The organism is Thiobacillus sp. SCN 63-57 (genome assembly GCF_001725555.1).
In the GTDB taxonomy this organism is placed as follows: domain Bacteria; phylum Pseudomonadota; class Gammaproteobacteria; order Burkholderiales; family Thiobacillaceae; genus Thiobacillus.
On sequence record NZ_MEGP01000025.1, the window covers coordinates 1 to 16,863 of the forward strand.

General features: G+C 64.4%; 14 protein-coding genes, 1 other RNA gene and 1 pseudogene. All 16 read left to right on the top strand.

All coding sequences use genetic code 11. The annotated features are described in order from the left end of the window. Positions 1–157, top strand: an RNA gene (rnpB, locus tag ABT23_RS10960) — RNase P RNA component class A; the annotation flags it as partial. Between the two features lie 273 nt (positions 158–430). Beyond that, positions 431–877, top strand: a complete 447-nt coding sequence (gene mraZ / locus ABT23_RS10965; protein ID WP_018509172.1) for a division/cell wall cluster transcriptional repressor MraZ — start codon at positions 431–433, stop codon at positions 875–877. After that, the gene (rsmH, locus tag ABT23_RS10970) at positions 877–1,809 is read left to right on the top strand and encodes a 16S rRNA (cytosine(1402)-N(4))-methyltransferase RsmH (protein WP_296635260.1); all 933 of its coding nucleotides are present in this window, start codon (positions 877–879) and stop codon (positions 1,807–1,809) included. The genes mraZ and rsmH overlap by 1 nt, the downstream gene beginning before the upstream one ends. Beyond that, complete coding sequence (ftsL, locus tag ABT23_RS10975; RefSeq protein WP_018509170.1) at positions 1,806–2,078, top strand: cell division protein FtsL; 273 nt, start codon at positions 1,806–1,808, stop codon at positions 2,076–2,078. Before rsmH ends, ftsL begins: the two co-directional genes overlap by 4 nt. Next, complete coding sequence (locus tag ABT23_RS10980; protein ID WP_296634962.1) at positions 2,075–3,805, top strand: penicillin-binding protein 2; 1,731 nt, start codon at positions 2,075–2,077, stop codon at positions 3,803–3,805. The genes ftsL and ABT23_RS10980 overlap by 4 nt, the downstream gene beginning before the upstream one ends. Continuing rightward, positions 3,805–5,310 carry a UDP-N-acetylmuramoyl-L-alanyl-D-glutamate--2,6-diaminopimelate ligase gene (locus ABT23_RS10985; RefSeq protein WP_296635263.1) on the top strand — a complete coding sequence of 502 codons (1,506 nt, stop codon included), beginning with the start codon at positions 3,805–3,807 and terminating at the stop codon, positions 5,308–5,310. Before ABT23_RS10980 ends, ABT23_RS10985 begins: the two co-directional genes overlap by 1 nt. A 94-nt stretch (positions 5,311–5,404) precedes the next feature. Then, positions 5,405–6,787, top strand: coding sequence for a UDP-N-acetylmuramoyl-tripeptide--D-alanyl-D-alanine ligase (gene murF, locus ABT23_RS10990; protein WP_296634965.1), 1,383 nt, complete (start codon positions 5,405–5,407; stop codon positions 6,785–6,787). A 1-nt stretch (position 6,788) separates the two neighbouring features. After that, positions 6,789–7,874, top strand: coding sequence for a phospho-N-acetylmuramoyl-pentapeptide-transferase (gene mraY, locus ABT23_RS10995; RefSeq protein WP_296634967.1), 1,086 nt, complete (start codon positions 6,789–6,791; stop codon positions 7,872–7,874). Continuing rightward, a complete protein-coding gene (gene murD, locus ABT23_RS11000) occupies positions 7,871–9,295 on the top strand; it encodes a UDP-N-acetylmuramoyl-L-alanine--D-glutamate ligase (RefSeq protein ID WP_296634970.1) in 1,425 nt (474 codons plus the stop codon). Before mraY ends, murD begins: the two co-directional genes overlap by 4 nt. Next, positions 9,295–10,452, top strand: coding sequence for a putative lipid II flippase FtsW (gene ftsW / locus ABT23_RS11005; protein WP_296634973.1), 1,158 nt, complete (start codon positions 9,295–9,297; stop codon positions 10,450–10,452). Before murD ends, ftsW begins: the two co-directional genes overlap by 1 nt. Further along, positions 10,452–11,576: an undecaprenyldiphospho-muramoylpentapeptide beta-N-acetylglucosaminyltransferase gene (gene murG, locus ABT23_RS11010; RefSeq protein ID WP_296634975.1), complete on the top strand. Its 1,125-nt coding sequence runs from the start codon at positions 10,452–10,454 to the stop codon at positions 11,574–11,576. Before ftsW ends, murG begins: the two co-directional genes overlap by 1 nt. Continuing rightward, a pseudogene (gene murC, locus ABT23_RS11015) lies at positions 11,573–12,963 on the top strand (UDP-N-acetylmuramate--L-alanine ligase). Before murG ends, murC begins: the two are co-directional and overlap by 4 nt. Then, positions 12,953–13,927, top strand: coding sequence for a UDP-N-acetylmuramate dehydrogenase (gene murB, locus ABT23_RS11020; RefSeq protein ID WP_296634978.1), 975 nt, complete (start codon positions 12,953–12,955; stop codon positions 13,925–13,927). Before murC ends, murB begins: the two are co-directional and overlap by 11 nt. After that, a complete protein-coding gene (locus tag ABT23_RS11025; RefSeq protein ID WP_296634981.1) occupies positions 13,924–14,853 on the top strand; it encodes a D-alanine--D-alanine ligase in 930 nt (309 codons plus the stop codon). Before murB ends, ABT23_RS11025 begins: the two co-directional genes overlap by 4 nt. Beyond that, complete coding sequence (locus ABT23_RS11030) at positions 14,850–15,614, top strand: cell division protein FtsQ/DivIB (protein WP_296634984.1); 765 nt, start codon at positions 14,850–14,852, stop codon at positions 15,612–15,614. Before ABT23_RS11025 ends, ABT23_RS11030 begins: the two co-directional genes overlap by 4 nt. 12 nt (positions 15,615–15,626) lie before the next feature. After that, a complete protein-coding gene (gene ftsA, locus ABT23_RS11035; protein WP_296634987.1) occupies positions 15,627–16,862 on the top strand; it encodes a cell division protein FtsA in 1,236 nt (411 codons plus the stop codon). The last annotated feature ends 1 nt before the right edge of the window (position 16,863 follow it).

A 16,863-nucleotide genomic window follows, 5' to 3' on the forward strand; every position in this document is an offset into this window, starting at 1 on the left:
GTGAAACGCGGTAACCTCCATCCGGAGCAACACCAAATAGGCAGGCGATGAAGCGGCTCGCTGAGTCTGCGGGTAGGTGGCTTGAGCCGGTCAGCAATGGCCGGCCTAGAGGAATGGTTGCCCACGACAGAACCCGGCTTATCGGCCCGCTTTTCCACTTCCTATTTAATTCAATCACTTAGCTTTTCTTCCTAAAATAAGAGACAGAAAAAGCGGCTAAGCGACGGTTTTTCCAGAAACTTATCCACAACCCAAAACCACCCCTAAGTCCTTGAGGCATAGGGGTTTTTTTGTGTTCGTCGGCTTGACCCCCCCAAAACTATCCCCTATAGTGGGTGCAAGTGGTGATTGGTGGGAAGTTGTGGGAGAATGCGCCCGTCCAATCACAATCAAATTCAGCCGGATTGGGTTTCAAAAAACTGGGGGGAGCATGTTTCGGGGGGTCGCAACGGTCAGTCTGGATAGCAAGAACCGGCTCGTGGTGCCGGCGCGCTATCGCGACGCCCTTCTGGTGAACGGAGGCGGTCGCGTGGTGATCACGGCCGATCCCAGCCAGTGCCTGCTGCTCTATCCCTTGCCCGAGTGGGAGCCGATCGAGAAGAAGCTCAACGGCTTGTCCGATTTCAATCCCCGTACCCGCAGTCTCAAACAATTGCTCGTCGGCTATGCGCACGACATGGACATGGACGGCGCCGGCCGTGTGCTGCTACCGCCCATGCTGCGCAAGTTCGCCGAGCTCGACAAGAACGTCGTGCTGGTGGGGCAGGGCAGCAAGGTCGAGTTGTGGAACGAGGCGCGTTGGGAAGCGCAGGTGTCGCAGGCGCTGAGTTTCAGCGACGACGCGCTGCCCCCCGAATTGGAGGGATTTACGTTGTGATGGAGCCCGCCCATGTGCCGGTGCTGGCACAGGAGGCGGTGGCGGCGCTGGCGATCAAGCCCGATGGCGTGTATGTCGACGCGACGTTCGGACGCGGCGGCCACAGCCGGCTGATCCTGGCGCAGTTGGGCACGCGGGGGCGTCTGGTCGCGCTGGATCGCGATCCCGATGCCATTCACGTTGGCCGTACCCTGAAGGACGTCCGGCTGACGCTGGTACAGAGTACGTTTTCGCGCCTGGGCGCGGTGCTGGATGAATTGGGCATAGGGCAGGTGGACGGGATTTTGCTGGATATCGGCGTGTCGTCTCCGCAACTCGACGATGCGACGCGTGGATTCAGTTTTCGCTTCGATGCCCCGCTCGACATGCGCATGGATCCGGGGAGTGGACTGTCGGCTGCAGACTGGCTGGCGACGGCGGCAGAGGAGGAGATCAGTGAAGTCATCCGCACCTATGGGGAAGAGCGGTTTGCTAAATCGATTGCGCGCGCGCTTGTTGCGGCACGGCAAAAAGAGGCCATCCGTAGCACCGGGCAACTCGCGAATCTCATCGCCGCAACGGTCAAGAAGCGCGAACCGGGGCAACACCCGGCGACCCGCAGCTTCCAGGCTATACGGATTTATCTCAACCGCGAGCTTGAAGAACTGAGCATCGTGTTGCCGCAATGCGTGGACAGGCTGCAGCCCGGCGGCAGGCTTGTCGTCATCAGTTTCCATTCGCTCGAAGATCGCATCGTCAAGCGTTTCATGCGCGATGAGTCCCAGGGGGAACAGGCGCCGCGCCGGCTGCCGATACCGGCCGCCATGCTGAAACCGGGGCGTCTGAAACGTGTGGGTCGTGCCCAGCATGCAAGCGATGCCGAAATCGCAGCCAATCCGCGTGCGCGTAGCGCCGTATTGCGGGTGGCGGAGCGTATGGGCGAGACGACATGAGCCGTCTCAATGTCGTCCTCGCATTGGTGCTGGTGGCGTGTGCGCTGGCGGTGATCCAGGCGCAGCATCGTGCGCGCACGTATTTTGTCGAGCTGGAACGCCTGAAAAAAGAGGCGCGCGTGCTGGACGAGCAATGGGGGCAATTGCAGCTGGAGCAAGGCACCTGGGCCAATCCGGCACGGGTCGATACGCTTGCAAGGACCCGGCTGGGCCTGATTGCGCCGCCGCATGATCGTGTGCGCATCGAAACGCTGACGAACGCGCCATGAACTACCATTCGCGCAAACTGCTCAAGCTGAATCTCGCTCCCTGGCGCATGGCGACGGTGGGCGGTCTGCTGCTTGCCGGGTTGACGGTGGTGGCCGGGCGCGCCTTCTATCTGCAGGGCCTCAATACCGATTATTTGCAGGGCAAGGGCGATGCGGTGGCCAATCGCAACCTTACTCTGCCGGCGCACCGTGGACAGGTGACTGACCGCTACGGCCAGTTGCTGGCGATCAGTACGCCGGTCGAATCCCTGTGGGCGCGCGCGACCGAACTCAATCTGTCGGCAGACCAGCGCGCGCATCTGGCCAGAGTGCTCGAGATCTCGCCGTCGGAGCTGACAAAAATCCTGTCGCACAAAACGCGCGGCGAATTCAGCGTGCGCCGCCCGGTTACTCCGGAGCAGGCCGTCAAGATCGCCGCCATGGGGTTGCCGGGCTTGACGCTGCGGCGCGAATACCGCCGTTACTATCCGGCGGGGGCGGTCACTGCCCAGGTGGTGGGCTTCACCAATGTGGACGACAAAGGGCAGGAAGGCGTCGAGCGCGCCTACCAGGACTGGCTGGCCGGGCGCGCGGGCGAGCGCCAGATCCTGCGTGACCGTCACGGCAACACCATTCGCGATCTGGCGCCGATCAAGACCGCGCAGATGGGCGGCAACCTGACCCTGTCGCTTGATCTCAAGATCCAGTATCTGGCACACCGTGAACTGGCGGCGGCAATCGAGAAACACAAAGCCAAGGGCGGCAGCATCGTGGTGCTCGACGCCAAGACCGGCGAGATCCTTGCGCTGGTGAACCAACCGGTTTTCAATCCCAACAACCGCCAGAATTACAAGCCGGACCTGATGCGCAACCGCGCGGTGATCGACACCTTTGAACCGGGGTCCACCGTCAAGCCCTTCGTCGCGGCAGCGGTACTGGAGCGGGGCCTGTTCCGCCCGGACAGCGTGATCGAAACGCCGGACAACTTTCGGGTCGGAAACAAGCTGGTGCACGACGAACACCACCACGATCACCTGACGGTGACGCAGATCATCCAGATATCGAGCAATGTCGGTGCCGCCAAAATGGCGATGACATTGACGCCACAGCAGCATTGGGAGGTGTTGCATCGTGCCGGGTTCGGCCAGTTGCCGGGTTCGGGCTTCCCGGGCGAGACTGCCGGGCGGCTGCGCGATCCGGCGACCTGGAAGCCGGTCGAACAGGCCACCATGGCGTATGGCTACGGATTGTCGGTCAGCCTGCTGCAACTGACCCGGGCCTACATGGCGTTTGCCAACGACGGCGAAGTCATGCCGTTGTCTTTCCTCAAGCGTGAGCCGCAGGAGATCGTCGGCGAACGGGTGTTCTCTCCGACCGTGGCACGGGAAGTGCGCGCGATGATGGAGACCGTGACTCAGGAAGGCGGTACCGGGACATTGACCCGGGTGCCGGGTTATCGCGTGGCCGGCAAAACCGGTACCGCACACAAGCTCGTCAATGGCCATTACGCGCCGGACCGTTATCTGGCCTCCTTCGTCGGCATGGCGCCGGCGTCGAATCCGCGTCTCATCATTGGCGTGGCGATCGACGAGCCATCGGATGGCGTGTATTACGGCGGCAGCGTCGCAGGGCCTGTCTTCGCGCAGGTCATGGCAGCGAGCCTGCGCCTGCTCGGGCTGCCGCCTGATGCACCGGAAACCGAAACGAAGATGACCGAGAATGCCGTGTCGGCCAAGGGGGGCGCGTGATGGCGACGGCCGGCTCGCATCCCGTTTCCGGCCTGGCCGCATCCCAGGCTATCCACGAGACGGTGCCGCATATTCTGGAACGGCTCGGGATCGCCGTCGGCGAACTCACCAGCGACAGCCGCAAGGCCGTGCCCGGTACGGTGTTCGCCGCTTATCCCGGCGAGGCGCGCGACGGGCGGGATTTCATTGCACAAGCCGTGGCGCGGCGTGTCGACGGCGTGTTGTGGGAAGCGGACCATTACCAGTGGGATCCGGCGCTGGACATCCCCAACGCCGGCGTGGTCGGGTTGAAGACCCGTATCGGCGAAATCGCCGCGCACGTATATGGCGAGCCTTCGCGCGCGCTGCACATGGTCGGCGTCACCGGCACCAACGGCAAGACCTCGGTGGCGCACTGGGTGGCACAGGCCTTCACGCAACTGGGGCGCAACGCGGCTGTCGTCGGTACCGTCGGCAACGGTTTTCCGCCTGTCGGAGGCAAGCCCGGTGCGCTGACGCCTGCACTCAACACCACGCCCGACGCCATCGAATTGCAGCAGCGTCTTGCGGCGTACCGGCAGCAGGGTGCGGTCGCCTGTGCGATGGAAGTCTCGTCGCACGGGCTCGCGCAGGGCCGCGTCAACGGCACCCGCTTTAATGTCGCCGTGCTGACCAATCTGTCGCGCGACCACCTCGACTACCACGGCAGCATGGAGAACTATGCCGACGCCAAGGCCCGACTGTTCAGCTGGCCCGGGCTGCAATGGGTCGTGGTCAACGTCGACGACGAGTTCGGGCGGCGGCTGGAAAGCGAAACCCGGCCCGCGCGCGTCGCCGGATACGGATTCCAGCGCGGTGCGGTGGTAGCGGAAAAATTGCATCTATCCCAGGCTGGCTTGCACCTGCGGGTTCATACCGACTGGGGCAATGTCGAGTTCGATGTGCCGCTGCTGGGGCGTTTCAATGCAGCCAATCTGCTGGCTGTGCTCACCACCCTGCTGGTTTCGGACGTGAAGCTGGACGATGCCTGCCAGGCATTGACCCATGTCACGCCGCCGCCGGGACGGATGCAGACGCTGGGCGGCGATGTGCATCCCCTGGTGGTCGTGGATTATGCCCATACGCCCGATGCGCTGGAAAAAGTGCTTGCCACGCTGCGTGAAATCGCCGGCGGCGGGCGTTTGATCTGCGTCTTCGGCTGCGGTGGAAATCGTGACAAGGGCAAGCGTCCGTTGATGGGACGGGCCACCGCCAAAGGCGCGGATGAAGTCTGGGTCACCAGCGACAATCCACGCAACGAAGACCCGCATCACATCATTCAAGACATTCTCGCCGGGATGAACGGCAAGCCGCATGTCGAGCCCGATCGCGCGCGCGCGATCTTCGAGGCCATCGGCGGCGCGCATCAAGGCGATGTGGTGCTGATCGCCGGCAAGGGTCATGAGGACTACCAGGAAGTTGCGGGCGAGCGCCTGCCATTCTCCGACGTGGCCGTGGCGAAGAAGGCACTGGAGGCGTGGACATGAGCGACCGAGCCTGCGCAGTTGTGAGCACCGCGAATGGCCACCTGCGCCGACGTGCTGCAATCGGCTATGGGGCAAACCTGACGGAGGCGTGGACATGATGCGTCTTTCCGAAGCCGCCGCCATGCTGGGCGTACCGTTTGCGGGTGAGGATGCCGAGGTGCTGCGCATCGCCACCGACAGCCGGACGATCCGGCCGGGCGATCTCTTCATCGCGTTGCGCGGCGAAAAATTCGACGGCGGCAGGTTTGCCGGCCAGGCGCTGGGGCAGGGCGCGGTCGGCGTGGTGCTCGACCCGGCCCAGGCACCCGATGTGACCGCCGCCATCCGTGTCGACGATACCCGCCGGGCATTGGGCAAGCTGGCGGCCGCCTGGCGCGGACGCTTCGCCGTTCCGGTGGTCGCCATCACCGGCAGCAACGGCAAGACCACGGTCAAGGAAATGCTGGCGGCTATCCTGCGGGCGGAAGCCGGATCGGACGCCGCCGTGCTCCATACCGAAGGCAATCTCAACAACGACATCGGCCTGCCGCTGATGCTGCTGCGCTTGCGCGAGTCGCATCAATACGCCGTACTGGAAATGGGCATGAACCATGCAGGCGAAATCGACTATCTGACGCGCCTGGCCGCACCCGATGTGGCAGTAGTCAACAACGCCCTGTCCGCGCACATCGGCTTTCTCGGTTCGATCGAGAATATCGCACGCGCCAAGGGCGAGATATTCAATGGCCTGTCGGATGCCGGTATCGCGGTGTTCAACGCCGATGATCCGCATGCCTGGCTGTGGCGCGAAGCCAATGCGCACCGCTGCGTGATCGACTTCGGCATCAGGCAGCCGGCTGCGGTGCGCGGGCACTACCAGCCGTGCGATTTCGGCTCGGTGCTGACCCTCGCGCTACCCAATGCCACACTGGAGATCAGCCTACAGGTGCCGGGCGAGCACAACGCAATGAATGCGCTCGCCGCGGCGGCGGCCGCCTTTGCGCTCGACATCAGCCACCGCAGCATCGTCGCCGGGCTGTCGGGATTCGGCGGCGTCAAGGGTCGCCTGCAGAAGAAGCCCGCACTGCACGGCAGCACCTTCATCGACGACACCTACAACGCCAATCCCGATTCGGTTAAGGCCGCATTGGCCGTGCTGGCGCAACAGGCCGGCAAGAAAGTGCTGGTGCTGGGTGACATGGGCGAACTGGGCAGCGACGCCGCGGCGATGCACGCTCAGATCGGGCAGGCGGCACGCGAAGCCGGCGTCGACAGGTTGCTGGCACTGGGCGAACTGACGAAGGAAACCGTCGGGGCCTTCGGCGCCGGTGCAATGCATTTCGAACGTATCCAGGAACTGCTTGCCGAACTCGAAAACGCACTCACGCCCGACACCACCGTGCTGGTGAAAGGCTCGCGTTTCATGCAGATGGAACGCGTGGTCAACAGTTTTATGGAAGACCCGGCACCTTCGCAGCCGGGGCACGAGGGACACTGACATGCTCCTGTGGCTGTTTCAGCATCTGGGCCAGGACGTTCGGGTATTCAACGTCTTCAACTACCTGACGCTGCGTGCCGTGCTGGCCACGCTCACCGCACTGACGATCTCCTTCATCGTCGGCCCGGCCGTGATCCGCAAGCTCACTGCGCTGAAAATCGGCCAGTCGGTGCGCAGCGACGGCCCGCAAACCCATCTGGTCAAGGCCGGCACGCCGACCATGGGCGGCGCGTTGATCCTGGTCTCGGTCGCCGTGACCACGCTGCTGTGGGCGGATCTGACCAACGACTATGTGTGGCTGGCCTTGCTCACCCTGCTGGGCTTCGGCGTCATCGGCTGGGTCGACGACTGGCGCAAGGTCGTCGAGAAGAACTCGCGCGGCCTGCCCTCGCGCTGGAAATATTTCTGGCAGTCGGTGATCGGCCTCGCGGTCGCGGCCTACCTGTGGCACACGGCCAGCCTGCCGGCGCACACCGAGCTCATCATTCCCTTCCTCAAGCACGCCACGGTTCCGTTGTCGGCGGTGGGCTTCATCGCGCTGACCTATTTCGTCATCGTCGGCTCCAGCAACGCGGTCAACCTGACCGACGGCCTCGATGGCCTGGCGATCCTGCCGACCGTGATGGTGGCATCCGCCCTGGCGATCTTTGCCTACGTCGCGGGCAACGCGGTGTTCTCGAAATACCTCGGCCTGCCGCACGTGCCCGGTGCGGGCGAGCTCGCGGTGTTCTGTTCGGCGATGGCGGGTGCGGGGCTGGCCTTCCTGTGGTTCAACGCCTATCCGGCGGAAGTGTTCATGGGCGACGTCGGCGCGCTGGCGCTGGGTGCCGCCCTCGGCGTGGTCGCCGTCATCGTGCGGCAGGAAATCATCCTCTTCATCATGTGTGGCGTGTTCGTGGTGGAAACCCTGTCGGTCATGGTGCAGGTTGCCTCGTTCAAGCTTACCGGCAAACGCGTGTTCCGCATGGCGCCGATCCACCATCACTACGAATTGAAAGGCTGGAAGGAGAACCAGGTGGTGGTGCGTTTCTGGATCATCAGCATGATGCTGGTGCTGATCGGCCTGTCGAGCCTGAAGCTGAGATGAACTACGACAGCCTGAACCTTTCCGGCAAACAGGTCCTGGTGCTCGGCCTCGGCGACACCGGGCTGTCATGCACCCGCTGGCTGGCGGCGCGTGGCGCCCAGGTGAACGTGGCCGACAGCCGCGCGACGCCGCCGCATGCTGCGCGTCTGGCGGAATGGTTGCCGCAGGTGCCGCTCTTTACCGGTCCGTTCGACGATGCCCGCCTACTGGCGGCCGACATGCTGGTGCTCAGCCCGGGCGTGCCGTTGGCCGAACCGGCTGTCGCGCGTGCCGTCGCTGCAGGCGTCGAGGTGGTGGGTGATGTGGAACTGTTCGCCCGCGCGATCCATGCACTCAACACCGAGCGTGCCGCGTCGACCGATTCAAGCGGCCCGATGCGGGTGATCGCCATCACCGGCAGCAACGGCAAGAGCACCGTCACCTCGATGTGCGGCGACATGTGTCGCACGGCTGGGCTGACCACTTGCGTGGCCGGCAATATCGGCCTGCCGGTGCTGGATGCACTGGCCGAAATCGAACAAGGCATCGCCCCTGCACCCCAGGTGTGGGTACTGGAATTGTCGAGCTTCCAGCTTGAGACGACCACCAGCCTCAACGCCGATGCCGCCACGGTGCTCAACGTGTCGGAAGACCACATGGATCGCTATCCCGACATGGACGCTTACGCCGCTGCCAAGGCACGCATCTATGGCGGCGTCGGCGTGCAGGTGGTGAACCGCGACGATGCACGCAGCCTCGCCATGGCACGACCCGGCCGCCACGTGGTCAGCTTCGGTCTGGATCGCTGCCCGAGGGGCGAGAACTTCGGTTTGTGCGAGGACGAGCTCTGCCTGGGCGGCGACATGCTGATGCCCTTGTCCGCGCTGCCGGTGGCCGGGCTGCACAACGCGGCCAATGCGCTGGCGGCCCTGGCGCTGACCCGCGCGCTGGATTTGCCGATGGAGGCCTTGTTGCGCGGTCTGTTGCATTTCAAGGGACTGCCGCACCGGGTGGAAAAGGTCGCCGAGATCGAGGGGGTGACCTACTACGACGACTCGAAAGGCACCAATGTCGGCGCCACCGAGGCCGCGCTGTATGGCATGGGTAATCGCAAAGCAGTGGTGATCCTGGGCGGCGACGGCAAGGGGCAGGATTTCAGCCCGCTCAAGGCGGCAGTGGAAGCCAATGCCCGGGCCGTGGTGCTGATCGGGCGCGACGCTTCGCTGATCGATGCCGCCATCGCAGGCTGTGGCGTCGACGTCTATGCGGCCACGAGTCTTGCCGATGCAGTAAGCCAGGCGCAGCGTCTCGCCCATCCCGGCGATGCCGTCCTGCTGTCGCCCGCCTGCGCCAGCTTCGATATGTTCCGCAACTACGTTCATCGCGCCGAAGTGTTCGTCGCCGCCGTGAACAAGCTGGCGGCTGAAAGGGCGGCGAACTGATGCTTTATGCCGCGCGTGCGCCCAAACCCAGTGCCGAGCTCGATTTCAGCCTGTTGTGGCTGGCCATGGGCCTGCTGGCGATCGGCCTGGTGATGGTCTATTCCGCGTCGATTGCGATCGCCGAAGCCGCTCGTTATACCCATCACAACGGCGAGTACTACCTGCTGCGGCAGGGCATCTTCATCGCCATGGGCGTCGGGGTCGGCATCGCCGCGTTCCGGGTGCCGATGCGCGTGTGGCAGCAGGCAGCTCCCTATCTCTTTCTGGCCGGCCTGCTGTTGCTGGTGGTCGTGCTGATCCCGCATATCGGTCGAGAGGTCAACGGCAGCCGGCGCTGGATTCCGCTCGGTTTTGCCAACCTGCAGCCCTCGGAACTGATGAAATTCCTTGCCGTGTTGTATGCGGCCGACTACACCACGCGCAAGGCCGCCTTCATGCATGACTTCAAGAAGGGATTTCTGCCGATGGCCGCGGTGATGATGCTGGCCGGTGCCCTGTTGCTGCGCGAGCCGGATTTCGGCGCCTTCGTCGTCATCGTCTCGATCGCCATGGGCATTCTGTTTCTCGGCGGCCTCAACTGGAAGGTATTCGCTGGACTGGTGGTGGTGCTGCTGGTCGGGTTTGCTCTCCTGATCCTGACCTCGCCGTATCGCCTGCAGCGCGTGCTCGGCTTCATGGATCCGTTCGCCGACCCGTATGGCAAGGGTTACCAGCTGTCGCACGCCCTGATCGCCTTCGGTCGTGGCGAGTGGCTGGGCCTGGGCCTGGGCGGCAGCATCGAAAAACTGTTCTACCTGCCGGAGGCGCACACCGATTTCCTGATGGCCGTGATCGCCGAGGAGTTCGGTTTCGTCGGCGTCGTCGTGGTAATCGGTCTGTTTGGCTGGCTCATCGTCAAGGCCTTCCTGATCGGCCACCGTGCAGCCCAGCTCGAGCGCAATTTCTGTGCACTGGTGGCGCAGGGTATCGGGATCTGGATCGGTGTGCAGGCGCTCATCAACATGGGCGTGAACGTCGGCCTTCTGCCCACCAAGGGCCTCACGCTGCCTTTCCTGTCGTTCGGCGGCAGCGGCATCATCGCCAACTGCCTGGCGGTCGCCATCCTGTTGCGCATCGACTGGGAACACCGGCAGATGATGCGGGGAAAAACCTTCTGATGGCCGCCCTGAACCGTACGCTCATGGTCATGGCCGGCGGCACTGGCGGTCACGTCTACCCGGCGCTTGCGGTGGCCGACGCGTTGCGCGCGCGCGGCTGGGAGGTATTCTGGCTCGGTACGCGCGCCGGGCTGGAAGCGCGCGTAGTCCCGGCGGCGGGCATCGACATGGTGTGGGTCAGCATGGGTGGCGTGCGTGGCAAGGGCCTGCTGAAAAAGCTGCTGTTGCCGGCCACCCTGCTGGTCGCCTTCTGGCAGAGCCTCGTCGCCATCCTCAAGCGCCGCCCCGATGTCGTGCTCGGCATGGGCGGCTATACCGCCTTCCCCGGCGGCATGATGGCGAGCCTGCTCAACCGGCCCCTGGTCATCCACGAACAGAATTCGATCGGCGGCCTCACCAACCGGGTGCTGGCTTGTCTTGCAGACCGTGTGCTGACGGCTTTTCCCAAGGTATTCACTCATGCGCACGACAAACCGATCCCATGCCGTCGTGTGACGACCGAATGGGTGGGTAACCCAGTACGGAGCGATATTGTCGCTCTGGCAAACGAGCAGCGCACCGACATTGCCGCCACCACGCCGATGGCGCCCAACGGACCGCTACGCCTGCTGGTGGTCGGCGGCAGTCTCGGCGCACAGGCCCTGAACGAACGGGTCCCGCAGGCGCTGGCCCTGCTGCCTGCGGACCAGCGTCCGCATGTTGTCCATCAGTCCGGCCGTCAGCACCTGGATGCGCTGCGTGCGAACTATGCCGCCGCCAGCGTCGAGGCCGAGGTGTGCGATTACATCGAGGACATGGCTGCCGCCTATCGCGACTGCGATTTCGCGATCTGCCGCGCAGGCGCGATGACCGTGGCCGAACTGGCCTGTGCCGGCGTGCCTGCGGTGCTGGTGCCTTTCCCCTTTGCGGTGGACGACCACCAGACCGGTAATGCCCAGTTCCTGTCCGAAGCAGGCGCGGCGTGGCTGATCCAGCAGAAGGATTTGACCGCGGAAAAGCTGGCGGAACTGGTCGGCAGCCTCGACCGTGCCAGCCTCGCTGCGATGTCGGGCAAGGCACGCGCGCTGGCAAAACCCGATGCCACGGCTCGCGTCGCCGATATTTGCGAGGCACTTGCCAAATGAAACACGCCGTCAAGCACATCCATTTCGTGGGCATCGGCGGCGTCGGCATGAGTGGCATCGCCGAAGTGCTGCTGAACCTGGGTTATAGCGTGTCGGGCTCGGACCTGGCCGACAACGCGGTGACGCAGCGGCTGGCCGGCCTGGGCGCGCGCATCCATCGCGGCCATGCGGCGGAGAATATCGTCGACGCCGATGCTGTCGTCACTTCGACCGCAGTACAGGAAGACAACCCCGAGGTCATCGCTGCGCGCGAGAAGAAGATTCCCATCGTGCCGCGCGCACTGATGCTGGCCGAACTGATGCGGCTGCTGCTGGCCGAACTGATGCGGCTGCAGCGCGGCATTGCGATCGCCGGCACGCACGGCAAGACCACCACGACCAGCCTGGTCGCCAGCATCCTCGGCGAAGCGGGCATGGATCCGACCTACGTCATCGGCGGCAAGCTCACTGCCGCCGGCACCAATGCGCGACTCGGCAAGGGCGATTTCCTGGTGGCCGAGGCCGACGAGTCCGATGCCTCCTTCCTTTACCTCACGCCGGTGATCGCGATCGTCACCAACATCGACGCCGATCACATGGATACCTATGGCCATGATTTCGAGCGCCTGAAAACCGCCTTCGTCGATTTCACGATCCGCACGTGCGCGAGATCCTGCCGCGCATCACCAAGCCGATCACCACCTACGGTCTGGACGAGTCGGCGCAGGTGCGTGCGGTCAATCCGCGCTTCGAGCGCGGCCAGATGCGTTTCACGGTCAAGCGCGAAGGCATGGCCGATCTCGACGTGATGCTGAATCACCCGGGCATGCACAACGTGCTGAATGCGCTGGCGGCGATTGCCGTGGCGAGCGAAGTCGGTGCCGATGATGCCGCCATCGTCAAGGCGCTTGCCGAGTTCCATGGCGTGGGCCGCCGCTTCCAGCGTTACGGCGAGTTGTCCGCGAAGGATGGCGGGAAGTATTGCCTGGTCGACGACTACGGCCATCATCCGGTCGAGATGGCCGCCACGCTCGCCGCAGCGCGCGGCGCCTTTCCCGGCCGGCGTCTGGTGCTGGTGTTCCAGCCACATCGTTTCACGCGCACGCGCGACTGCTTCGAGGATTTCGTGAAAGTGCTGTCGGAAACCGACGTGCTGGTGTTGACCGAGGTGTACCCGGCAGGCGAGGCCCCCATCGTGGCGGCCGATGGCCGCGCGCTGGCGCGCGCGGTGCGGGTGGCCGGCAAGGTCGAGCCGGTGTTCGTGGAAAACGTGACCGATGTCCCGGCCACGGTGCGCGATCTCGCGCAGGCGGGCGACGTGGTGCTGGTGATGGGGGCCGGCAGTATCGGCCAGGTGGCGCCCGCACTGGGTTCGGAATCCGCCGGGAGGACAAACCATGCGGCATGACTACCGCATGAGCGAAGTCGACATGGCGGGCGGGGGCGCACCCGTCCTGCGCGGGCACTTCCTCTACAACGAACCGATGAAGAAGCATGTGTCGTGGCGCGCTGGCGGTGCCGCGCAACGCGTCTACATTCCGGCCGATCTCGAGGATCTGACCTGGCTGGTCCGTTCGGTCCCGGCGCACGAAAGCGTTCACATGGTGGGTTTGGGCAGCAATCTGCTGGTGCGTGACGGCGGGGTCGCCGGCGTGGTGATCTTGTTGCACGGCGTGCTGAGAAAACTGGCCATCGAAAGCCGTACGCATGGATTGCCGCCGGCGCCGGCAGATGTCGACACTGCCTTGGTGTACGCCCAGGCAGGCGTCGCCTCGCCCAAGCTGGCACGTTTTGCCGCCAACCACGATCTCGTCGGCGGCGAGTTCTGGGCCGGCATTCCGGGCACCGTCGGCGGTGCCATCGCCATGAACGCCGGCTGCTACGGCAGCGAAACCTGGGACAAGGTGGTGCAGGTACAAACCCTGGATCGCGATGGCCAGTTGAACGAACGGTTGCCGGATGAATATGTGACCGGCTACCGCCATGTCGCGCTGAAGCTTGCGCATCAGGAATGGTTCATCGGCGGCTGGTTCCGCCTCACGCGTGGCGATGGCGCGGCTTCGCGCGAAATCATCAAGGACTTGCTGAAAAAACGCATTGCCTCGCAGCCACTGAATCTGCCCAACGCCGGTTCGGTGTTCCGCAATCCCCCTGGCGACTATGCGGCCCGGCTGGTCGAGACCTGTGGCCTCAAGGGTTTCAGGATCGGTGGCGCGCAGGTGTCGACCAAGCATGCCAACTTCATCGTCAATACAGGCAACGCCACGGCAGCCGACATCGAGCGACTGATCGAGCATGTGGAAGAGACCGTGGAGACGCGCACCAATGTGCGGTTGATCCGCGAAGTGAGAATTATTGGAGAACGTCTGTGAGCACGATCGTATCGGCGAAGGCATTCGGAAAAGTCGCCGTGATGCTGGGCGGCACGTCGGCGGAACGGCCGGTGTCGCTCAATAGCGGCGCAGCGGTGCTGGCTGCGCTGGCCCGACAGGGGGTCGATGCGCACGCATTCGATCCGGCGAACCGCAATCTCGGAGATCTCATCACAGGTGAGTTCGACCGGGTCTTCATCGCGCTGCACGGGCGCTACGGCGAGGATGGGTGCATGCAGGGCGCACTCGAACTGCTGGGCATTCCCTATACCGGCAGCGGCGTGATGGCGTCGGCCATCGGCATGGACAAGTGGCGTACCAAGCTTTTGTGGCGCGCCGCCGGACTGCCGACTGCCGACTGGGACATTCTCACCGCGGCCAGCGATTTTGTCGCAGCGGAAAAGAAGCTGGGCCTGCCCATTTTCGTGAAGCCCGCCCGTGAGGGGTCGAGCATCGGCATGAGCAAGGTGACCGAGCCGGGTACGCTGAAGGCGGCCTATGAGACCGCCGCCGAACACGACACATTGGTGCTGGCCGAGAAGTTCATCGACGGCGCCGAATTCACCGTCGGCATCCTCGGCGAGGCCGCCTTGCCGCTGATCCGCCTAGAGCCAGCGAAAGACAAGGCCTTCTACGACTTCGAAGCCAAATACCTGCGCAACGATACCCAATATCACTGCCCGGCGGGGCTCCCGGAGATGCAGGAAATGGCGTTGCGGAAATTGGCGCTCGACGCTTTCCGCCTGGTCGGCGGGCGCGGCTGGGGACGGGTCGACGTCATGCTGGACAGCCTCGATAACCCCTACCTGCTGGAGGTGAATACCTCGCCCGGCATGACCGACCACAGCCTGGTACCGATGGCCGCGCGCGTCGCCGGCCTGGATTTCGACGCCCTGTGCATGAAGATACTGGAGCAGACGCTGTGACGTCTCCGGAACTCGCCGCCCATCCGCTGTCGCAGGTCGCCCGCGTGCTGACCTGGGGCGCGCTCGGGCTGCTGGCCTACGGCACCGCCAGCTGGGTGGCTGCGCAGCCGTGGTTCGCCCTGCACACCATCGAGGTGAAAACGCCGGTAGCGCACGTCACCGAGGCGCAGATCCGCCTGGTGGCCGAGCGTCAGGTACGCGGGACCTTCTTCACGGTGGATCTCGAGCATGTACGCAACAGCCTGGAAAAGCTGCCCTGGGTGCGCGAAGCGCGCGTGGAGCGCCGCTGGCCCGACACCCTGGTGGTCTCGCTCACCGAGCATGTGCCGCTTGCCCGCTGGAACGACGATGCCCTCGTGAGCGAGACCGGCGAAGTGTTTGGCGCCGCCGTGTCCACCAAGCTACCGCGCCTTGTCGGCCCCGAGGGCAGCAGCACCGAAGTGGTCGCGACGTACCGCCACTATCAGGCGGCACTGGCTCCCCTGGGCATGACGATAGACGAATTGCGGCTGTCACCGCGCCGCGCCTGGCGTGTGCGCCTCGACAACGGCATGCAGCTGGCGCTTGGCCGGATGCAGACCGACAAGCGGCTGGCGCGTTTCGTCGCCCTGTATCCGCGCCTGTTCGGCCAGCAGCCGGCAAAGGACGGGCAGGCTGCGGCCACCCCTCCCATCCCGCTGATGGTTGACCTGCGCTACACCGACGGCTTCGCCGTGCGCATGCCGAACGGCGTGACCCCTTTTAAATCGAGTGAAACATGAGTGCACTGCAACATGAGTAAGCCAAGAGATCCCAAAAACCTCGTCGTCGGTCTCGACATCGGCACGTCCAAGATCGTCTGCATCGTTGCCGAGATCAACGACGAGGGCATGCTCGAGGTCATCGGCATGGGCACGCATCCGTCGCGCGGCCTGCGCCGTGGCGTGGTGGTCAACATCGAAGCCACCGTCAACGCCATCCAGCGCGCGCTGGAGGAGGCCGAGCTGATGGCCGACTGCAAGATCCGCGAGGTGTACACCGGCATCGCCGGCAGCCACATCAAGAGCTTCAACTCGCACGGCATGTTCGCCATCAAGGACAAGGAAATCAGCCAGATGGACGTCGACCGCGTGGTGGAAACCGCGCGTGCGGTGAACATCCCGACCGATCAGCAGATCCTGCACACCATCCCGCAGGAATTCATCGTCGACGGCCAGGAAGACGTGCGCGATCCGCTCGGCATGAGCGCGGTGCGCCTGGAGGTGAAGGTGCACATCGTCACCGGCGCGGTGTCGGCGGCGCAGAACATCATCAAATGCGTACGCCGCTGCGGGATCGAAGTGGCCGACCTGGTGCTGCAGCCGCTGGCCAGCGCGATGGCGGTGCTGACCGAGGACGAGAAGGAACTCGGCGTGTGCCTGGTCGACATCGGCGGCGGCACCACCGACATCGCGGTGTTCACCAACGGTGCCATCCGCCATACCGCGGTGATTCCGGTGGCGGGCGACCAGGTCAACAACGACATCGCGGTGGCGCTGCGCACGCCGCCGAAGGAGGCCGAGGACATCAAGGTGCAATACGGCTGCGCCTTGCGCCAGCTGGCCGACGCGCGCGACATGATCGAAGTGCCCGGCATCGGCGACCGTCCGCCGCGGACACTGTCCCGCCAGACGCTGGCCGAATTCATCGAACCGCGCATGGAAGAGCTGTATTCGCTGGTGCAGGCCGAATTGCGCCGCAGTGGATTCGAGGAACTGCTGTCGTCCGGCATCGTCATTACCGGCGGCTCGGCGGCGATGCAGGGCATGGTCGAGCTCGGCGAAGAGGTCTTCCACATGCCGGTGCGGATGGGTTGGCCGCGTTATGAAGGCGCGCTGTCGGACGTCATGCGCAATCCGCGTTATGCCACTTGCATGGGCCTGTTGATGGCCGGCCTGGAAGCGCGCGGGCGCGATGCGCCGAAGTTGTCCAGCGGCAACTTCAAGGACATTTTTGAACGCATGAAGAGCTGGTTCAAGGGGAATTTTTGAC